The sequence below is a fragment of the Streptomyces sp. NPDC026659 genome (genome assembly GCF_040638245.1).
Taxonomy (GTDB): Bacteria; Actinomycetota; Actinomycetes; order Streptomycetales; family Streptomycetaceae; genus Streptomyces.
Window position 1 is genome coordinate 289293 of sequence record NZ_JBEZXY010000011.1, and the last position, 20649, is coordinate 309941.

The following is a 20649-nucleotide window of genomic DNA, read 5'->3' on the forward strand; positions in this document are numbered from 1 at the left end:
CCTTGCTGCACCCACTGACGAGTAGTGCGGCAGCCGCAGCGGCGAGAACCGACCTGTAGGTGCACACCCATGAGTTTCGCTGCACATTTATCCCCGATCAGCCCTGGTACGGAGGTCGGCCTCTGTAGTCGTTCTCGGCTGAGCCGACACCCAAGTAGCTTTGCTTGATTCCTTCGACCCACCGCTGAGTGTCAGCAGTGTCCCGCGCCTGCGGGTAGTGCTCGAAGTATGAGCGGTAGGCACTTCCGAGGTCGTCGACTCCCTCCTCGTAAAACTGCTGGCTCGCCACCTGCGACGGCACCACCGCCTTCTCCTCCGCCTTGTCCGTAGCCTTGTCGATCTCGTGCCCGAGCAGTGTGTTGGCCGCCTCGGTGACGGTGTCCGCGGCGAGCGGAGCGATGACGAGGGCCGCGGCGGTCGAACCGGGGACCGGGATGGCGGCGACGCCGCCGGCGACGACCGCTCCCACTGCCAGCTTCTTCCAGTCGGCAGACCGGCCCAGCTCCTTGTTGATCTCCTCGGTTTTCTCGCCGTACGTCATCGTCAACTGCTGCACCCGGGAGTGGTCCAGGATGCCGCGTGCCTCCGCGCCCACCGACATGATGTCCCGGGCGTGATTCATATGGGCTTCGCTGGTCGGTGGGTGGGCGTCCAGCATGCTCAGGGTGTAGAGGTGCTGGGCCACCGTCACCGCCTTGTGAGAGTGCTCGTCCTGCCCGAGAACGCTCAGGAAATCGATGGCTCCCTGGTTGCCGAACTGTGCCCGCCCGCCGTACCGGGCGGGGAAGTCGCCCGCGTCCTTGGCGTGATCGCCGAGGCCGGAGAGCTCGTAGTCGAGGTCGTCGATGTACGCGCCCGCCATCTTGCCCAGACTGTCGGCGAGTTCGGGCTGGCTGTGCAACATCGTCGGGCCGTCCTTGCCCCCGTAGAGGTAGGCGACCTGTTCCATGACGCCGGCCGTGGCCGCGGTGCGCCCGTCGCCCGCTGTGACCTCCTTCGCGGTGGCGTCGGCCGAATAGCCGGTGGTGGCCGCGTCCAGGGCCCGCCCCAGCGAGTCGCGGCCCGCGACGTAGTCGTGGTCGCCCTCGAACGTCGAGTCGGAGAGCCAGACCCGTTCTGTCGTCAGGTACTTCAGATGGCCGTTGACCTCGGAGTCCTTGTCGACGGTGTCGCCGGTTCCGTCGGGCTGCGCGAAGAACTGGGTCGATGCTTCCGGGTTGTGGCCCAGTGCCTCCAGGAAGCCGGTCATGGGGTCGCGGCCGCGGTCGTTCTTGTAGCCCCAGAAGTTCAGGTCGCCCTGGTTCAGATTGTTGATCCAGGGGCTCATGGGCTGCCCGTTGACCTGTTTGTCGTACGCGAGGAGCTTGTCACCGTAGTCGTTGAGGAACTGGTCGTCGTAGTCGCCGAAACGCATCAGGTTGCTCATGACGGCGTAGCCGAGTGGATTGTTCGCGTCGTCGGTGCCGAGCTGGTCGGGGCCCAGGCCGATCATCCGCTTCTCCCAGCTCTGCATCCTGTCGCTGTCGGAGAGCGTGGCCCGGCCGATGACGGTTCCGAGGTTCTTCTGGAGTTGCTTCGCCTGCTTGGCGCGTTCCGGGTCGTACGTGCCCTGGTAGGGATCGGCGATACCGGCCCAGAACGTGAGTACCTTCTTGGGACCGACCTGGGTGGCGAACTCCTCCGCGAAGAGGGGGTCGTTCTTGTACTTGGCCAGACTGGCGTTGAGCGAGGCGAGCTCGGTGCTCGTCACGTCGTGCGGGCTCTTCTTGAGGATCTTCGCCAGACGGTCGGCGTCCGCGACGGCCTTGGCCGCCGCGTCCCGGTCACCGTAAGCGGCGCTGGAGAAACCGAACTTGGCCTGGTTCACGATCAGCGTGAGGGCCTTCGCCGCGGTGCTGTCGCTCTCGTCGGCCTTGCTCAGGATGCGCTGGATCTCGTCGCGGAGGCCGTCGACGTCCTTCTGGTCGACGGCGCCGGACTTGCCGCTGGGGTCGGCTCCCCAGTCGGGGCGTGTGTTGCCGGTGACGGTGAACGTGCCGTGACCGGTGTCGACGACGGTGAGGTTCTTCGCCGCTCCCCGTGCGATGGCTTCGTTCAACTGGGCTCGGTAGTCGACGAGTTCGCTGCGGGTGTCCTTGAGGATCTTCGCAACCGTATTCGCCTGGGTGTGGGCGTCCTCGAACTCCTTCGCCGTCTTGTCGATGAACTCACGGCTCACCTGGGCGTTTACGCCTGCCCAGTTCGCCTTGTCGGCCTTGGCCTTGAGATTGTCGCGGGCGTCCGCCCGCAGGGTGTCGAGCTTCTTGGTCATCTCCTCCCAGTCGGTGACGGCCTCACCGAGTGGGGAGAAGTTGCCGTCGCGCAGTGCGTTGAGGTCCATCCCCGTCAGCTGCCCTTCCGCTCGTCGAAGCCCTGGTCCAGCTGGGAGATGCTGCTGAGGGTGCCGGAGATGTAGGACTCGTCGGCCGCGTGCTGGTTCTTGGTGTAGCGCAGATGGTTGGAGATGTGGGCGCAGGCATCGAGGAGCGTCTGCACCTGGTCGACCCAATGTCCGGCGACATGATCGAGGGCGGCTCCGATGGCGAAACCCTCGCTCGTGAGTCCTCCGGCCGCTTTGAGCGAGGACATGCGCGCGTGGTCGCTGTAGTGCCCGAAGTCCTCGAACAGATCGTGGGCCGCCTTGCCGATGGCGGCCAGGTCCGTGTCGTGCACGGTGAGATCACCGCGCGGAATCGGTGCGCCGCCGTCGGGCGGTACATGGTTGATCCGCGTGTGTGCCGACCGGCTCTTCGCGGCATCGGCCTTCAGCTGCTCCCACTCGTCCCACGACATCCGTCGAGCCTCCCCGTTTCTCCCATGCCGCGCCGTCAAGGCGCGGCAACGTCAAGCTGAAGCCGCGTCCCGCCTCAGTACTCCACCTCCACCAACCCCGTCTGCACCAACGGCTTCCCCCGCTTGCGCGACACGAAGACGCCCCGTCCCGCGGGCATCGGCCGCGGCCGTACGCCGCCGAGGATGTCGCCCTCGCCCGGGTCGCCGGCCAGGATGAGGCCCTGGGCGCCGAGTTCCTTCATGCGCTGGAGGACGGGCTCGTAGGAGGCGCGGCTCGCGCCCGCGGAGGAGCGGGCGATGATGAAGCGGACGCCGACGTCGCGGGCGAAGGGGAGCATCTCGGTGAGGCCCGCGAGGGGGTTGCCGCTGGAGGTGGAGACGAGGTCGTAGTCGTCGATGACGACGAAGACCTGCGGGCCCCGCCACCAGCTGCGCTCGCGGAGCTGCTGCGCGGTCACGTCGGCGGTCGGGGTGCGGCGCTGCATGAGGTCGGCGAGGGCCGTCATGTGGTGGTCCATCTGGCTCGACATGGGGATGTACTCGGCCAGGTGGGTCGCCGGGGTGACGTCCAGCAGGGAGCGCCGGTTGTCGACGACGAAGAACTTCGCCTCGTCGCCGCCGTACCGCCGGGTCAGCTGCTCGATGAGCAGCCGGAGCAGGTTGGACTTGCCGGACTCGCTCTCGCCGAAGACCAGGAAGAACGGGTCCTGTTCGAAGTCGAGGAACACCGGCTCCAGGTTCTCCTCGTCGAGCGCGAAGGCGATTCCCTGCTGGGGGAAACGGTCGCCCGAGGGGAGTTCCGACGCCTCCAGCCGGCGGGGGAGGAGGCGGACCGCGGGCGCGCCCGGGCCCTGCCAGTGGCGGGAGACCTCGGTGGTCAGCGCGGCCGTGGCGTCCGCCAGGTCGGTGTCGGAGGTCAGGCCGTCGATGCGCGGCACGGCCGCCATGAAGTGCAGCTTCTGCGGGGACAGACCGCGTCCCGGCACGCCCGCGGGCACGTTCGCCGCGACCTTGCGGTCGACCTCGGAGTCCATGACGTCACCGAGCCGCAGTTCGAGCCGGTTCATCAGGTGGTCCTTGAGGTTCGCCCGGACCTCCATGGAGCGCGACGCCGTGATGACGACGTGGATGCCGTAGCCCAGACCGCGCGCGGCGATGTCCAGGACGGCCTGCTCCAGACCCTCGTAGTCGGTACGGAAGTTGCCCCAGCCGTCGATGACGAGGAAGACGTCGCCCCAGGGCTGGTCGGCGACCGAGATGTCGCCGCGCGCCCGGCGGGCGCGGAACTCGGCGATCGACGGGATGCCCGCCGAGCGGAAGTACTCCTCGCGACGGGTGAGGACGCCGTACACCTCGGAGACCGTGCGCCGCACCCGCTCCGGGTCCAGGCGCGAGGCGATCCCGCCGACGTGCGGGAGCCCGGCCACGGCCGAGAGACCGCCACCGCCGAAGTCGAGGCCGTAGAACTGCACTTCCTGCGGGGTGTGCGTGAGCGCGAAGGAGCAGATCAGGCTGCGCAGCAGCGTGGACTTGCCGGACTGCGGACCGCCGAGGATCTGCATGTGTCCGGCCGCGCCGGAGAAGTCCAGCATGAGCCGGTCGCGCCGCTGCTCGTACGGCTTGTCGACCAGACCGGCGGGGACGATCAGACGGCCCGCGCCCTCGTAGTCGGGCTGGGTGAGACCGCGTCCCGGCACCGGGGCGAGGCCCGGCAGCAGCGCGTCGAGCGCGGGCGGGCTCTCCAGCGGCGGCAGCCACACCTGGTGCGCGGCAGGACCCTGCGCCTCCAGACGGCGCACGATGACGTCCAGGACGGTGTCGGCGAGCGCGTCGTCCACGTCCTTGACGGACTCGGTGCGCGGCTGGGGCACGGCGGCGTAGTGCACGGGCACCTCGGCCGCCGTGAACAGCACCGGGCGCCGGTCCACCGGCAGCGGACCGCCGGACAGCGCGGCCGCGCCCTGCGGGCCCGAGCGGTACACCCCGGAGACGTACGCCGCCTTGAAGCGCACCATCTCGTCCGTGCCGAACTTCAGGAAGCCGGAACCGGGCACGTTCGGCAGCTCGTACGCGTCCGGGACGCCGAGGGCCGCGCGGGACTCGGCGGCGGAGAAGGTCCGCAGACCGATCCGGTACGACAGATACGTCTCCAGACCGCGCAGCCGGCCCTCCTCCAGGCGCTGCGAGGCCAGCAGCAGATGTACGCCGAGCGAGCGGCCGATGCGGCCGATCTGTACGAACATCTCGATGAAGTCCGGCTTGGCGGTGAGGAGTTCGCTGAACTCGTCGATCACCAGGACCAGTGAGGGGATCGGCTGAAGGGGCGCACCGGCGGCGCGCGCCTTCTCGTAGTCGTGGATGTTGGCGTAGTTGCCCGCGTCGCGCAGCATCTCCTGGCGGCGGTTCAGCTCGCCGCGGATGGAGTCGCCCATGCGGTCGACCAGGGTGAGGTCGTCGGCCAGGTTGGTGATGACGGCGGCGACGTGCGGCATCTGCGACATGCCCGCGAAGGTCGCGCCGCCCTTGAAGTCGGCCAGGACGAAGTTCAGGGTCTCCGAGGAGTGGGTGACGGCGAGGCCGAGCACCAGCGTGCGCAGCAGCTCCGACTTGCCGGAACCGGTCGCGCCGACGCACAGACCGTGCGGGCCCATGCCCTCCTGCGCGGCCTCCTTGAGGTCCAGCATGACCGGGCGGCCGTCCTCGCCGAGACCGATCGGCACGCGCAGCCGCTCGGCGAGCGCGCGCGGCCGCCAGGTCCGCTTGGTGTCGACGGAGGCGGCGTCACCGAGCCCGAGCAGATCGGTGAACTCCAGGTTGGCGAGCAGCGGTTCGTCGTCGTCGCCGCCCGAGGCCATCCGCAGCGGCGCGAGCTGGCGGGCCAGCGCCTCGGCGGACTCGGGGGAGAGGGCGTCCGGAGTGCCCTCGTAGACGATCCCGTGGCCGGACTCCAGGTGCAGCGTTCCGGGCCGTACGACGACGGACAGATCGCCCGCCATACCGGCCGGCTCGCCCGGCGCCACCTCGACCAGCGTGACGCCCTGCAGGCCGTCGGCCGAGGCGAGCACGGAGTCGGGCAGCAGGGAGAGGTCGTCCAGGACGATCACGATGTGCGGCTCGTCCAGCAGCGGCGCCGCGTCCGGGTGGAAGCGGGGGCGGCCGGTGAGCCGGGTCGCCAGCAGGTCCTCCAGCTCGCGGACGTCCGATCCGATCAGGCGGCGGCTGCCCGCGCCGTCCACCGCGCCGGGGGCCTGCGCGTGCGGCAGCCACTTCGCCCAGTCCCAGCGCGGCAGCGCCTCGCGCCCGGCGGCCACCGCGACGATCAGGTCCTCGGGGGAGTGCAGCGAGGCCAGCGAGCCCACCAGGGCGCGGGCGCAGGCCCGTACGGAGTCCGGCTCGCCGCTGAGGACGACGTGCGAGAAGGCGCGCAGCGAGACGGCCATCGGGAGGTCGCCGAGCGTGCCGTGCGCCGCGACGAAGCGCTGCATGGCACCGGCGGTCAGCGGCTCCAGTTGCTCGACCGGGCCGGTCTCCGGCGCGATCAGCGGGGTCGCCAGCGGCTGCGGGCCGAGCCCGATGCGGACGTGCGCGAAGTCCTCGTCGCCCGCCCGCCGTTCCCACACCCGGCTGCCCTCGGCGACCAGCGCCCACAGCTGCTCGGGAGAGGGGTGCAGGTAGTACTGCGCGTCCCGCTGCGCCCGCGCGGTGCGTACGGCGTTCTTGCGCGTCTGCGAGAGATAGCTCAGGTAGTCACGGCGCATGTCGGCCAACTGGCCCTGGGAGCCGCGCCGGAAGCGGACCACCATCGCGACGGACATGGCGACCGTCGAGGCGATCATGATCATTCCCATGATCTTCATGAACGGCTGGCCGTTCGTGAAGAAGAAGACCACGGAGCCACCCATGCCGAGCGTGGGCAGCAACTGCATCAGCACGCTCTCCTGATGCCCGCGCGGCAGTTCCGGCGGTGGCTGGACGGCGATCTCCTCCGTCGGCACTTCGGACGGAAGCGCCCGAGGCGGGCGTTTGACGACAATCTGGCTCACTGCTCACCAATTCCCTTGCCCGACCCCGGCTTTCCGTCCGCCGCCCCGTATCCGGCGGACGCGGGCCGCCGCGCGATCCTACTGAGTTCACGGCGCGCGGGTGAGCGGTAGGGTGCCGGATGTTCGCGTGAGCACACGTCGACGCGACCGGAGAAACCGGGGCAACTCGCCTCATCCCCGCGCGGGAGGGGCCCGGAATCCGGCCGTACGGCGGGTCTGCCGCCGCACCCGCGGCGGACGCGGGAGCGAACGGCACAGGACCTTCACCACACGGACGCGTCACCGTCACGCAGCGGAACGCGTCGCCACCATCACCGAGGGGGAGCAGACAGGTGAGCATGACGGCCGCCGCCACCGGCGGACCCGGGACCGCAGCACCGGCCGGGGCCGGTACGGGACTCGGCTTCTGCCGGGTCACCATCGTCGCCCCGGACAGCCGCATCGACGTGGCACTCCCCGACGACGTGCCCGTCGCCGACCTCTGTCCGGAGATCCTCCGGCTCGCCCGGCAGAGCCCCGAGACGGGCGCCCCGGTCGGCTACCACCTCGTCCGCACCGACGGCACCGTGCTGGACAGCTCCCGCTCCTTCACCGCCCAGCGCATCCTCGACGGCGAACTCCTCACCCTGCGCCCCTTCGCGGAGTCCCTGCCCCCGGCCGTCTTCGACGACGTGGCCGAGGCCGTCGCGGCCGCCGTCACCAGGCAGCACCGGCTCTGGAGCGGCGACCTCACCCGGACCGCGGGCCTGATCGGCGGCGGCGTCCTGCCCGCCCTGCTCGCCTTCGTGGCCTGGACCGCCGACCCGCGCCACGACATGAACGGCCTGGCCGGCATCCTCGCCGCCGTCACCGGCGTCCTGCTGGTCGTCCTGTCCGCCGTCCGCGCCCGCGTCTACGACGACCGCGCCTCCTCCGTCGCCCTCGGCCTCGGCGCGCTGCCCGGCATCGGCGTCGCGGGCAGCGGACTGCTGCCGCTCAGCGGCGGCGAGGGCATCGGCAGACTCCAGTTCCTGCTGGCGTGCGCCGCCGTGCTCGTCGCCTCGCTCGTCCTCGCGCTCGTCTCCCCGCACCGCGACGGCCCGTTCGTCGCCTTCGTGTTCGCCTCCGGCGTGGCCCTCGTGGCCGTCTTCGTCGCCACCCTGGCCGACTGGGCCCCGACCGAGACGGCCGCCCTGTGCGCCACCGTCGCCGTCGGCGCCCTGGCCTTCCTGCCCGGCCTGTCCATGCGCATCGCCCGGCTCCCGATCGGCTTCGAGGCACCCAACTCCGCACCCCGCGCCACCGCTTACGGCACCGAGACCGCCGCCCCCGAGCCCGTGGACACCGAGCGCGTCGAGGCGCAGGCCCGGCGCGGCCACGAGATCCTCGTCGGACTGGTCGGCGGCTGCGCCCTCCTCGCCGTCGGCGCCGGAGCGGTCCTCGGCTTCTCCCACAACGTGTGGGCCCAACTCCTCGCGCTCGCCGCCGGTGTCGCCCTGCTGATGCGCGCCCAGCTCTTCCGCTACACCGCGCAGGTCGCCTCCGTCCTCGCGGCGGGCCTCGGCACCCTGGTCCTGCTCGGACTCGGCCTCGCCCTCAACCCGCCCCCGTCGGTGATGCGCGCGGCCCTCGCGGGCGACCGCACCGACCTCGACATCCGCACCGTCTGGCTCATCGCGGTCATCGGCGCGGCCGCCGCGCTCTTCACCGGCCTCGGCCTGGTCCTCGCGCGTGGCGCCCTGACCCCGTTCTGGGGCCGCTTCCTGGAGATCTGCGAGGGCTTCGTCCTGCTGACGCTGATCCCGCTCACCCTCGCCGTCTTCGACGTGTACGCGACCGTGCGGGCGATGACCAGCAAATAGCCCGACGGGGGACCGGAGTTCACCACCCCGGTCCCCCGTCGAGTCGTACGCGACGCGCTCAGACCTCCCCGGCCCGAGCCTCCTCGGCCTCGGCCCGGAACCGCTCCTGCGCCTCCAGCCCGCCGTTGTGCTCCATCGGCCGCAGGTCGAACTCCCCGTCCCGCGCGCCCAGTACGAAGGCCCGCCACTCGGCCTCGGTGTAGCGCAGCACGGTGTCCGGGTCCAGCGAGGACCGCATCGCCACCGCGCCCTCGGGCATGTACGCGATCTCCACCCGCTCCTCGTGCTCCTCGGTGCCCGGCGCGGAGTGCCACTCCAGCCCCGAGATGTCGACCGCGTACAGCTCGTCCCGCTCCCGTTCCTTACGAGCCTTCAGTTCCGTGTCCTCGGCGTCGGTCATCGCGGCCGTCGTCCTTCCATCCGTACCGGCGAACTGTGAAGTCACCCTACTGGCCGGGGTTCCGGGCGGTCATGGATTCCAGGGCGGACCACACGCGGGGCTCGCGGAGCGGGTCCGCCTCTGCGGCAGGGGGCGGGGGCGGTGGACGAGAGCGGGCGCCGTTGCGCCTTCGCCCGGGGAAGGCCGCGGGTGATGCCGCCCGGCACGGAGGTGCCCCGCGGACGTCAAGGACGGGGGTCAAGGGCGGGGCGCGGGAGCCCCCGGCGGAGTGGCCTCGGCCCGCAAGGGCACAGGACGGTCCCCGGCCCGGAACACCGGGGACGGCACCGCCTCGACACCCCGCCCGGCCCCCACGGACGCCACCGCCCCCACCGCGCCGAAAGGCCCTGATGCCCTCGCCCCCGCTCTCCGCCTTCAGCGCCTCCACCCTCGCGGTCGACCACCAGCGCCGCCGACGCCGTACCCGGCTGCTGCTCTTCGGCGCGAACCCCGACGACCTCGCCGGGACGGACGACCCCACGCGGGACGACATCCGCTACGAGCACGGCCGGCTCTTCCTCGCCGCGACCGGCGTCTACGGCCCGACCGACAAGGGCCACCCGGGCGAGCTGTCCAACGTGGCGGTCGGCGTCGAGAGCACCGCCCCGTGACGTCGAGAGCCTCGCCCGTGACCCGGACGGCCGCACCCCGCCGCCCCGGGCGGGCCACCGCCGGAAACCCCGGCCGGAGCCTCCGCGACCCCCTGGTACCCTGAGTGACGGCCGTTCGTGTCAGCACCCCCGCAGCAGATGCCTCGCAGCACCCGCTCCGGAGGCCGCGCCCGACGGCTCCCCGCCCTCCGAGTCACGGAAGCACCCCCGAGAGTCAGACCGGGGGCACTCGAAGGGCAACTCAAGAACCCGAGGAGTAAGCGTGTCGCTCGACGCCGCTACGAAGAAGCAGATCATCGCCGAGTTCGGCCAGAAGGAGGGCGACACCGGCTCCCCCGAGGTCCAGGTCGCCATGCTCTCGCGTCGGATCTCCGACCTGACCGAGCACCTCAAGGCCCACAAGCACGACCACCACTCCCGCCGTGGTCTGCTGATCCTGGTCGGCCAGCGTCGCCGCCTGCTGCAGTACCTGGCCAAGAAGGACATCCAGCGCTTCCGTGCCCTGGTCGACCGCCTCGGCATCCGCCGCGGTGCGGCCGGCGGCGCCAAGTAGGACGCCACGAAGGGAGCGGTTCCCGATGAGTATCGGGAGCCGCTCCCTTTGCTGTACGTGCGGAAACGTGCGGAGTGTCACCGACCCTTTGTAGGGTGTTGGCACAACGCATCACGTACGACACAGAACGAGGGAGACGCGCACCTCGCCGCCGCCGGTCCTCGGTAGTGGCCCCCGGGGGGAAGACGCCCCGGGTGCTTCGATCGAAGACCGGCCCGCACCAAAGGGGCGCTTCTCCCACCACCGTCCCCCCGCCACACGGGCGAGCGGGACGAAGACGAGGAGAAAACGCTAGTGGAGAACGAGACCCACTACGCCGAGGCCGTCATCGACAACGGCTCCTTCGGCACCCGCACCATCCGCTTCGAGACGGGCCGCCTGGCCAAGCAGGCCGCCGGTTCCGCCGTGGCGTACCTGGACGACGACACCATGGTGCTGTCGGCCACCAGCGCCTCCAAGACCCCCAAGGACCAGCTCGACTTCTTCCCCCTCACGGTGGACGTCGAGGAGCGGATGTACGCCGCTGGCAAGATCCCCGGCAGCTTCTTCCGCCGTGAGGGCCGCCCCTCCGAGGACGCGATCCTCACCTGCCGCCTGATCGACCGCCCGCTGCGCCCGTCCTTCAAGAAGGGCCTGCGCAACGAGATCCAGATCGTCGCCACGATCATGGCGCTCAACCCCGACCACCTGTACGACGTCGTGGCGATCAACGCCGCGTCCGCGTCGACGCAGCTGGCCGGCCTGCCCTTCTCCGGCCCGATCGGCGGCGTCCGCGTCGCGCTGATCCGCGGCCAGTGGGTCGCGTTCCCGACGCACACCGAGCTCGAGGACGCCGTCTTCGACATGGTGGTCGCCGGCCGCGTCCTGGAGGACGGCGACGTCGCGATCATGATGGTCGAGGCCGAGGCCACCGACCAGACGATCAAGCTGGTCGAGGGTGGCGCCGAGGCGCCGACCGAGGAGGTCGTGGCCGCCGGTCTCGAGGCCGCCAAGCCCTTCATCAAGGTCCTGTGCCGCGCCCAGTCCGACCTCGCCTCCAAGGCCGCCAAGCCCGAGGGCGAGTTCCCGGTCTTCCTGGACTACCAGGACGACGTGTACGAGGCGCTCAAGAAGGCCGTCCAGCCGGAGCTGGCCCAGGCCCTCACCATCGCGGGCAAGCAGGAGCGCGAGGCCGAGCTGGACCGCGTCAAGGGTCTGGCCGCCGAGAAGCTCCTGCCGGAGTTCGAGGGCCGCGAGAAGGAGATCTCCGCCGCTTACCGCTCGCTGACCAAGCAGCTGGTCCGCGAGCGCGTGATCAAGGAGAAGAAGCGCATCGACGGCCGCGGCGTCACGGACATCCGTACGCTCGCCGCCGAGGTCGAGGCCATCCCGCGCGTGCACGGCTCGGCGCTGTTCGAGCGTGGCGAGACCCAGATCCTGGGCATCACCACCCTGAACATGCTCCGCATGGAGCAGCAGCTGGACACCCTCTCCCCGGTGACCCGCAAGCGCTACATGCACAACTACAACTTCCCGCCGTACTCCGTCGGTGAGACCGGCCGCGTCGGCTCCCCGAAGCGCCGCGAGATCGGCCACGGCGCCCTCGCCGAGCGCGCCCTGGTGCCGGTGCTGCCGACGCGCGAGGAGTTCCCCTACGCGATCCGTCAGGTGTCCGAGGCCCTCGGCTCCAACGGCTCGACGTCCATGGGCTCGGTCTGCGCCTCCACCATGTCGATGCTGAACGCCGGTGTGCCGCTCAAGGCTCCCGTCGCCGGTATCGCCATGGGCCTGATCTCCGAGCAGGCCGACGGCGAGACGCACTACGTCACCCTCACCGACATCCTCGGTGCGGAGGACGCCTTCGGCGACATGGACTTCAAGGTCGCCGGCACGAAGGACTTCGTGACCGCCCTCCAGCTCGACACCAAGCTGGACGGCATCCCGGCCTCCGTCCTGGCCGCGGCCCTCAAGCAGGCCCGCGACGCCCGTCTCCACATCCTCGATGTGATGACCGAGGCCATCGACCGGCCGGACGCCATGTCCCCGAACGCGCCGCGGATCATCACCGTGAAGATCCCGGTCGACAAGATCGGTGAGGTCATCGGCCCCAAGGGCAAGATGATCAACCAGATCCAGGAGGACACGGGCGCCGAGATCACGATCGAGGACGACGGCACGATCTACATCGGTGCCTCCGACGGCCCGGCCGCCGAGGCCGCCCGCGCCACGATCAACAGCATCGCCAACCCGACGATGCCCGAGGTCGGCGAGCGCTACCTGGGTACGGTCGTGAAGACCACCACCTTCGGTGCCTTCGTCTCCCTGATGCCCGGCAAGGACGGTCTGCTGCACATCTCGCAGATCCGCAAGCTCGCCGGCGGCAAGCGCGTGGAGAACGTCGAGGACGTGCTCGGTGTGGGCCAGAAGGTCCAGGTCGAGATCGCCGAGATCGACTCGCGCGGCAAGCTCTCCCTCATCCCCGTGATCGAGGGCGAGGAAGGCGACGAGACCAAGAAGGACGACGCCGACAAGTGACGTCCCGTGGCTTCAAGGCGACGGCCCGCACCTCTTCGGAGGGGCGGGCCGTCGCCCGTACCCAAACCCTGATCAAGGGCACGAACGGCATCGGCACCGTCCGCAGGACCACCCTCCCGGGCGGCCTGCGCATCGTCACCGAGACGCTGCCCTCCGTGCGCTCGGCCACCTTCGGCATCTGGGCGAACGTCGGCTCCCGTGACGAGACCCCCGCGCTGAACGGCGCCACGCACTACCTGGAACACCTGCTCTTCAAGGGCACCGGCCGCAGGTCCGCGCTGGACATCTCCTCCGCGCTCGACGCGGTCGGCGGCGAGATGAACGCGTTCACCGCCAAGGAGTACACGTGCTACTACGCGCGTGTGCTCGACACCGACCTCCCGCTCGCCATCGACGTGGTGTGCGACATGCTGACCGGCTCGCTGATCCGCGAGGAGGACGTCGACGTCGAACGCGGCGCCATCCTCGAAGAGATCGCGATGACCGAGGACGACCCGGGCGACTGTGTGCACGACCTGTTCGCGCACACCATGTTCGGCGACAACGCGCTCGGCCGCCCGGTCCTCGGCACCGTGGACACGGTCAACGCCCTCACGGCCGACCGCATCCGCCGCTTCTACAAGAAGCACTACGACCCGACCCGCCTCGTGGTCGCGGCCGCGGGCAACATCGACCACGCCAAGGTCGTACGCCAGGTCCGCGCCGCCTTCGAGCGGGCCGGCGCCCTGACGAACACCGACGCCCGGCCCGCCGCCCCGCGCGAGGGCCGCCGCGCGATCCGCGCCGCGGGACGCGTCGAGCTGCTCGGCCGCAAGACCGAGCAGGCGCACGTCGTCCTCGGGATGCCGGGCCTCGCCCGCACCGACGACCGCCGCTGGGCCATGGGCGTGCTGAACACCGCCCTCGGCGGCGGCATGTCCTCCCGGCTCTTCCAGGAGGTCCGCGAGAAGCGCGGCCTCTGCTACAGCGTCTACTCGTACACCTCCGGCTTCGCCGACTGCGGCCTCTTCGGCGTGTACGCGGGATGCAGGCCGAGCCAGGTGTCCGACGTGCTCAAGATCTGCCGTGACGAGCTGGACCACGTGGCCGAGCACGGTCTCACCGACGACGAGATCGCCCGCGCCATCGGCCAGCTCAAGGGCTCCACCGTCCTCGGCCTGGAGGACACCGGCGCGCTGATGAACCGCATCGGCAAGAGCGAGCTGTGCTGGGGCGAGCAGATGTCGGTGGACGAGATGCTGACCCGGATAGCCCTGGTGACCCCGGACGAGGTCCGGTCGGTCGCCCGCGAGATCCTGGGACAGCGCCCGTCGCTGTCGGTCATCGGCCCGCTCAAGGACAAGCAGGCCGCGCGGCTGCACGACGCGGTCGCCTGATCCCTCGGTCCCCCACTGGGTGTAAGGAAACGGAAGATGAGCAAGCTGCGCGTGGCGGTCCTCGGTGCGAACGGTCGCATCGGTTCCGAGGCGGTACGGGCCGTCGAGGCGGCCGAGGACATGGAGCTGGTCGCCGCCCTCGGCCGGGGCGACAAGCTGGAGACCCTGGTCGACACCGGCGCCCAGGTCGCCGTCGAGCTGACCACCCCGGCCTCGGTCATGGGCAACCTCGACTTCTGCGTGCGCCACGGCATCCACGCGGTCGTCGGCACCACCGGCTGGACCGAGGACCGCCTCGCGCAGCTGAGGGGCTGGCTCGAGCTGTCCCCGGAGACCGGTGTGCTCATCGCCCCGAACTTCTCCATCGGCGCCGTCCTCACCATGAAGTTCGCGCAGATGGCCGCGCCGTACTTCGAGTCCGTCGAGGTCGTCGAGTTGCACCACCCGAACAAGGTGGACGCCCCCTCCGGCACCGCCACGCGCACCGCCCAGCTCATCGCCGAGGCCCGCCGCGCGGCGGGTACGGCCCCGGCGCCCGACGCCACGGTGACCGCCCTGGACGGCGCGCGCGGCGCCGACGTGGACGGCGTCCCCGTGCACGCGGTCCGGCTGCGCGGCCTCCTCGCGCACCAGGAGGTGCTGCTCGGCGCCGAGGGCGAGACCCTCACCATCCGCCACGACTCCCTGCACCACAGCAGCTTCATGCCGGGCATCCTGCTCGGCGTGCGCCGTGTGGTGTCCACCCCGGGCCTGACCTTCGGCCTGGAGAACTTCCTCGACCTCGGCTGAGAGCCCCGTCATGCGCGCGAAGATCACTTACCTTGTCACGGCCGCCGTCCTGGTCTTCTACTTCGTCCTGGTCGGCAGCCGGGGCGTGATGCTCATCGAGTCCGGCACGCTCCTCACCGTCACCTTCGGCGTGGCGGTGCTGATCCTGCCGGTCATCGGCGTGTGGTTCCTGTGGAAGAACACCCAGTTCGTCCGCCGGGCCAACGCCCTCGCCGCCGAGCTGGACGCCGAGGGCGGCCTGCCCGTCGACGAGCTGAAGCGCACCGCGGGCGGCCGGATCGACCGCGACTCGGCCGACGAGGTCTTCGCCCGCCGCAGGGCCGAGACCGAGGCCGCCCCGGAGGACTGGCGCAGCTGGTTCCGGCTCGCCGTCGCCTACCACGACGCCCGCGACACCCCGCGCGCCCGCAAGGCGATGCAGCGCGCCATCGCCCTGCACGACGGCAGGCCCGTACCGGCCTGAGCCCGGTCACAGCGGAAGGGGCCGTCCCGCGACAACGCGGGACGGCCCCTTCTCCGTGTGCTCGGCTTCTCCGTGTGCTCAGTGCGGCCGGTACTCCGCCGCCCACGCCTCCACCGCGTCCGCCGCCCGGTCGAACCCGGCCGGCCGGTTCAGGAAGTCCAGCCCGTGCGTGGTGAGCAGCGGCGCGGTGTCGCCGGGCGCCCGGTCGGCGCGCACCAGCGTCAGCGCCTGCCCCTGCACCGTGCGGGGCAGCCCCAGCCAGCGCACCGGCTGCTGCGCGGTCCGCACCGAGACCACTCGCTGCCAGGGCACCGTCCGCGTCCTCAGGAAGCCCACCTGGCGCAGCCCGCGCTCGCTCACCCACACGCCCATCCGCAGCACCCGCAGCGCGGCGAGGATGATCGCGAAGGCCAGCCCGAAGATCGCCCCGGCGGAGGACGCCGAACCGGTGAGGGCGATGAGCACCGCGGCGAACAGCACGAAGGACGACAGCAGCAGCCCCACGGCCACCCCGCCCACTCGCCAGGGCCCGGGGCGGTACGGCCGCCGCCAGTAGTCCCGGTCGTCGTACGGCAGCGAGCTCTCGGGCGCCGCCTCGGGGGTGCGGTCGGCCGTCAGGAAGGGGAGGGGCACGGCTGTTCCTCACTCGGTCGCGTGGGCTGTGCCCGGTGAGGCTATCCGCCGGTGATCGCGCTCACCAGCCATGGACCGCCGTAAGGGTCAGTGTCCCTGCGCCGCCTGGGACTGCGGCCCCTGCGGAGCACTGGGCGTGGCGAGCGCCGGCATGCCGAGCATCAGCGCGCCGACCAGACCCGCGACGAGGGTGAGCCCCAGCAGCCAGCGCCCGGCTATCTCGCCCGCGGACGCCCGCTCACGGGGCGGGGGAGCGACATTGCCGCGGAACCTGTCGGCTTCGGCGAGGAAGGCGAAGGGCACGGGCTCACGGCGACGGAACATGGGGGGCGTGTCTCCTCTCGGGGGGCTTTCGGGGCGTATGGGGATGCTGCTCGTTCATACAGACGAGCGATTGTCCCAAAAGGTGCCCATGTCAGGAAAACCCGCTGGATGTGATCTTTGAGGTGAGGTGGCGGTTGTCCTGAGAGGGTGCGCGTGCCCCGTATGGTGGGCGCAAACCGGAAGTGATGGAAGGACCCGCGTGACCACCCCCCAGCCGCTCACCCTCCGCAGTGACGTCACCGTCGAGCTGGTGAAATCCAGCGCGTCGGACGCCGACGTCCTCTTCGCCGCCCGCGTCTCCACGCTCGGCGAGCAGTCCCTGGACGAGCTGGGGAAGGACCCCGAGCGCTCCAAGGGGCTGATCAACTACCTGATGCGCGACCGGCACGGCAGCCCGTTCGAGCACAACTCGCTGACCTTCTTCATCAGCGCCCCGATCTTCGTCTTCCGCGAGTTCATGCGGCACCGCGTCGGCTGGTCCTACAACGAGGAATCGGGCCGCTACCGGGAGCTGGAGCCGGTCTTCTACGTCCCCGACACCTCCCGCAAGCTGGTCCAGGAGGGCCGTCCGGGCAAGTACGTCTTCGTCGAGGGCAGCCCCGCCCAGCACGAGACGGTGTGCGACACCCTGACGGAGTCCTACGAGCAGGCGTACGCGGCCTACCAGAAGCTGCTCGCCGAGGGCGTCGCCCGCGAGGTCGCCCGCGCGGCCCTCCCGGTCGGCCTCTACTCCTCGATGTACGCCACCTGCAACGCCCGCTCCCTGATGCACTTCCTCGGCCTGCGCACCCAGCACGAGCTGGCCAAGGTGCCGTCCTTCCCGCAGCGCGAGATCGAGATGGTCGGCGAACAGATGGAGGCCAAGTGGGCGGAACTCATGCCGCTCACCCACGCCGCCTTCAACGCCAACGGCCGGGTCGCCCCGTAAAAACGAAGCCCCGTTCCCCTCGACGGAACGGATGTACGGAGCAACCTTGCGAAGTGTCCGTATTGCGGCATTTAGCGAAGTTCATCTAGCCTGATCAAACGGACCCGGCACTGCTTGAACCCCCGAGCAGGCAGTGCCGGGCTCCACTTTTGTCCTGACTTACCCGGCACCCCACGGGGCGACCATGGATCGAGTACCGAGTAGCGTGTCACCCATGGCTCCGACCTCGACTCCGCAGACCCCCTTCGGGCGGGTCCTCACCGCCATGGTCACGCCCTTCACGGCGGACGGCGCACTCGACCTCGACGGCGCGCAGCGGCTCGCCGCCCACCTGGTGGACGCAGGCAACGACGGCCTGATCGTCAACGGCACCACCGGCGAGTCCCCCACCACCAGCGACGCGGAGAAAGCGGACCTCGTCCGGGCCGTCATCGAGGCGGTCGGCGACCGCGCCCACGTCGTCGCCGGAGTCGGCACCAACGACACCCACCACAGCACCGAACTGGCCCGCCAGGCCGAAGCCGCCGGCGCCCACGGCCTCCTGGTCGTCACGCCGTACTACAACAAGCCCCCGCAGGAGGGCCTGTACCGGCACTTCACCACCGTCGCGGACGCGACCGGCCTGCCGGTCATGCTCTACGACATCCCCGGCCGCTCCGGCGTCCCGATCAGCACCGAGACGCTGGTCCGCCTCGCCGCGCACCCCCGGATCGTGGCCAACAAGGACGCCAAGGGCGACCTCGGCCGCGCCAGCTGGGCCATCGCCCGCTCCGGCCTCGCCTGGTACTCCGGCGACGACATGCTGAACCTGCCGCTGCTGTCCGTCGGCGCCGTCGGCTTCGTCTCCGTCGTCGGCCACCTGGTCGCCCCCGACCTGCGCGCGCTGGTCGACGCCTACACCTCCGGCGACGTCGTCAAGGCCACCGAGATCCACCAGAAGCTGCTTCCGGTCTACACCGGTGTCTTCCGTACCCAGGGCGTCATGACCATCAAGGCCGCCCTGGCCCTCCAGGGCCTGCCCGCGGGCCCGCTGCGCGCCCCCATGGTCGAGTGTTCCGCCGAAGAGATCGCGCAGCTCAAGCTCGATCTCGCCGCCGGCGGGGTACAGCTCTGACAACAGACTTCCGCACCACGCGGCCTCACAACTGAATCGACAACTGCACGCACGAACGTCACCCGCGCCACGTGCCACCGGTACGTGGCGCGGGTGGTCAGGAGAGTCTTTTGAGTCATCCGCACCCTGAACTCGCCCCCCCGCCGCCGCTCGCCAAGGGCGGCCTGCGGGTCACCCCGCTCGGCGGTCTCGGTGAGATCGGCCGGAACATGACGGTCTTCGAGTACGACGGCCGTCTGCTGATCGTCGACTGCGGCGTCCTCTTCCCCGAGGAGGAGCAGCCCGGCGTCGACCTGATCCTGCCGGACTTCTCGTCCATCCGGGACCGCCTCGACGACATCGAGGGCATCGTCCTCACGCACGGCCACGAGGACCACATCGGCGCCGTGCCCTACCTGCTCCGCGAGAAGCCGGACATCCCGCTCATCGGCTCCAAGCTCACCCTCGCGCTGATCGAGGCCAAGCTCCAGGAGCACCGCATCCGCCCGTACACCCTCGAGGTGGAGGCGGGCGACCGTGAGCAGGTCGGTCCGTTCAACCTCGAGTTCGTCGCGGTGAACCACTCCATCCCGGACGCCCTCGCGGTCGCCATCCGCACCCCGGCCGGCATGGTCGTGCACACCGGTGACTTCAAGATGGACCAGCTCCCGCTGGACGGCCGTCTCACCGACCTGCACGCCTTCGCGCGGCTGAGCGAGGAGGGCATCGACCTTCTCCTCTCGGACTCCACGAACGCCGAGGTACCCGGCTTCGTCCCGCCCGAGCGCGACATCTCCGGGGTCCTGGACCAGGTCTTCGCCAATGCGAGCAAGCGCATCATCGTCGCGAGCTTCGCCAGCCACGTCCACCGCATCCAGCAGATCCTGGACACGGCCCAGAAGTACGGCCGCAAGGTCGCCTTCGTCGGCCGCTCCATGGTCCGCAACATGGGCATCGCCCGTGACCTCGGCTACCTGAAGGTCCCGCCGGGCCTGGTGGTCGACGTCAAGCAGCTGGACGACCTCCCGGACGACAAGGTCGTCCTGGTCTGCACGGGCTCCCAGGGCGAGCCGATGGCGGCCCTGTCCCGCATGGCCAACCGCGACCACCAGATCCGGATCGTCGAGGGCGACACGGTCATCCTGGCCTCGTCCCTCATCCCGGGCAACGAGAACGCGGTCTACCGCGTGATCAACGGCCTGACCCGCTGGGGCGCCAACGTCGTCCACAAGGGCAACGCCAAGGTGCACGTCTCCGGACACGCCTCGGCCGGCGAGCTGCTGTACTTCTACAACATCTGCAGGCCGAAGAACCTGATGCCGGTCCACGGCGAATGGCGCCACCTGCGTGCCAACGCCGAGCTGGGCGCCGCGACGGGTGTCCCGCACGACCGCATCGTGATCGCCGAGGACGGCGTCGCGGTCGACCTTGTCGAGGGCAAGGCCAAGATCGCGGGCAAGGTCCAGGCCGGTTACGTCTACGTCGACGGCCTCTCCGTCGGCGAGGTGGGCGAGCCTGCCCTGAAGGACCGCAAGATCCTCGGCGACGAGGGCATCATCTCGGTCTACGTGGTCATGGACTCGACCACCGGCAAGATCACGGGTGGCCCGCACATCCAGGCTCGCGGCTCCGGTATCGACGACTCGGCCTTCACCGAGATCCTCCCGAAGATCACCGAGACGCTGGAGAAGTCCGCCCAGGACGGCGTCGTGGAGCCCCACCAGCTCCAACAGCTCATCCGGCGCGTGCTCGGCAAGTGGGTCTCCGACACCTACCGCCGGCGCCCGATGATCCTCCCGGTCGTCGTCGAGGTCTGACCTCCGACGCTCTGACCTGCACAGAGGCCCCCCGACTCCGGTCGGGGGGCCTCTGTCGTACCCCCGCTGGAAAAAATCTTGACAGCGTGGGTTGACACCCCCTAGCCGGATCCGTAGAGTTCTCTGTCTGCCCCGGAGCCGTAACGGTTCTGTGGTGGCACCTCCGCCGCGCAAGCGGCACTCCAACCACCAGCACGATCTCCCGTTCGGGACTGTATTCGGCACGTCCGAATTCAATTCGAATGGAGCTCGGCAGCCCGATTAGGAACTGCCGGGGTTGATCCGCTAAGGTTTGAGACGTCGGAACGGCCGCGAGGCCGGGAAGACAAACCCCGCTGACTGGGGGTCAGACACCGAAAAGGATCTGATAGAGTCGGAACCGCCGGAAAGGGA

The 20649-nt window shown here is 70.3% G+C and carries 16 protein-coding genes; 10 read left to right on the forward strand and 6 right to left on the reverse strand.

Translation table 11 applies throughout. The features are described 5' to 3' along the window. Positions 1-97: 97 nt before the first annotated feature. The 3 genes from AB0E91_RS26635 to eccCa all read right to left on the reverse strand — a co-directional run bounded on the left by AB0E91_RS26635 (position 98) and on the right by eccCa (position 6875). A complete protein-coding gene (locus AB0E91_RS26635) occupies positions 98-2380 on the reverse strand; it encodes a DUF6571 family protein (RefSeq protein WP_361786831.1) in 2283 nt (760 codons plus the stop codon). Between the two features lie 5 nt (positions 2381-2385). Continuing rightward, entirely contained in the window at positions 2386-2832 is a 447-nt protein-coding gene (locus AB0E91_RS26640; RefSeq protein ID WP_361786834.1) for a hypothetical protein, read from the reverse strand. Between the two features lie 74 nt (positions 2833-2906). After that, positions 2907-6875, reverse strand: a complete 3969-nt coding sequence (gene eccCa / locus AB0E91_RS26645; protein ID WP_361786837.1) for a type VII secretion protein EccCa — start codon at positions 6873-6875, stop codon at positions 2907-2909. 338 nt (positions 6876-7213) lie between these two features. On the opposite strand from eccCa, the gene eccD reads away from it, so the two are divergent. Further along, entirely contained in the window at positions 7214-8716 is a 1503-nt protein-coding gene (eccD, locus tag AB0E91_RS26650) for a type VII secretion integral membrane protein EccD (protein WP_361786929.1), read from the forward strand. A 58-nt stretch (positions 8717-8774) separates the two neighbouring features. On the opposite strand, the gene AB0E91_RS26655 is transcribed toward eccD, so the two are convergent. Beyond that, positions 8775-9116, reverse strand: coding sequence for a DUF397 domain-containing protein (locus AB0E91_RS26655; protein ID WP_161179909.1), 342 nt, complete (start codon positions 9114-9116; stop codon positions 8775-8777). A 389-nt stretch (positions 9117-9505) separates the two neighbouring features. Between AB0E91_RS26655 and AB0E91_RS26660 the strand changes: the two genes are divergently transcribed. From AB0E91_RS26660 to AB0E91_RS26685, 6 genes are all read left to right on the forward strand, one after another. Beyond that, a complete protein-coding gene (locus AB0E91_RS26660; protein ID WP_361786841.1) occupies positions 9506-9766 on the forward strand; it encodes a hypothetical protein in 261 nt (86 codons plus the stop codon). A gap of 262 nt (positions 9767-10028) precedes the next feature. Continuing rightward, positions 10029-10319: a 30S ribosomal protein S15 gene (gene rpsO / locus AB0E91_RS26665; protein WP_018544879.1), complete on the forward strand. Its 291-nt coding sequence runs from the start codon at positions 10029-10031 to the stop codon at positions 10317-10319. 294 nt (positions 10320-10613) lie between these two features. Then, positions 10614-12833 (forward strand): polyribonucleotide nucleotidyltransferase, encoded by a 2220-nt coding sequence (locus AB0E91_RS26670; RefSeq protein ID WP_361786845.1) that lies wholly within the window; start codon positions 10614-10616, stop codon positions 12831-12833. Beyond that, complete coding sequence (locus AB0E91_RS26675; RefSeq protein ID WP_361786848.1) at positions 12830-14209, forward strand: pitrilysin family protein; 1380 nt, start codon at positions 12830-12832, stop codon at positions 14207-14209. The genes AB0E91_RS26670 and AB0E91_RS26675 overlap by 4 nt, the downstream gene beginning before the upstream one ends. Before the next feature lie 36 nt (positions 14210-14245). Then, complete coding sequence (gene dapB / locus AB0E91_RS26680; protein ID WP_361786851.1) at positions 14246-14998, forward strand: 4-hydroxy-tetrahydrodipicolinate reductase; 753 nt, start codon at positions 14246-14248, stop codon at positions 14996-14998. A 10-nt stretch (positions 14999-15008) separates the two neighbouring features. Then, positions 15009-15461, forward strand: a complete 453-nt coding sequence (locus AB0E91_RS26685) for a hypothetical protein (protein ID WP_361786854.1) — start codon at positions 15009-15011, stop codon at positions 15459-15461. A gap of 78 nt (positions 15462-15539) precedes the next feature. Here AB0E91_RS26685 and AB0E91_RS26690 read toward each other — a convergent pair whose 3' ends face one another. Both AB0E91_RS26690 and AB0E91_RS26695 read right to left on the reverse strand, forming a co-directional pair. Next, a complete protein-coding gene (locus AB0E91_RS26690) occupies positions 15540-16094 on the reverse strand; it encodes a hypothetical protein (RefSeq protein WP_361786857.1) in 555 nt (184 codons plus the stop codon). Positions 16095-16181: 87 nt separating this feature from the next. Then, positions 16182-16418, reverse strand: a complete 237-nt coding sequence (locus tag AB0E91_RS26695; protein ID WP_361786860.1) for a hypothetical protein — start codon at positions 16416-16418, stop codon at positions 16182-16184. Positions 16419-16617: 199 nt separating this feature from the next. On the opposite strand from AB0E91_RS26695, the gene thyX reads away from it, so the two are divergent. The 3 genes from thyX (at position 16618) to AB0E91_RS26710 (ending at position 20256) form a co-directional block, all read left to right on the forward strand. Continuing rightward, positions 16618-17346, forward strand: coding sequence for an FAD-dependent thymidylate synthase (gene thyX / locus AB0E91_RS26700; RefSeq protein WP_361786863.1), 729 nt, complete (start codon positions 16618-16620; stop codon positions 17344-17346). A 214-nt stretch (positions 17347-17560) separates the two neighbouring features. Further along, positions 17561-18460, forward strand: coding sequence for a 4-hydroxy-tetrahydrodipicolinate synthase (gene dapA, locus AB0E91_RS26705; protein WP_361786866.1), 900 nt, complete (start codon positions 17561-17563; stop codon positions 18458-18460). A 110-nt stretch (positions 18461-18570) separates the two neighbouring features. Continuing rightward, positions 18571-20256, forward strand: coding sequence for a ribonuclease J (locus AB0E91_RS26710; protein WP_361786869.1), 1686 nt, complete (start codon positions 18571-18573; stop codon positions 20254-20256). Positions 20257-20649: the final 393 nt, after the last annotated feature.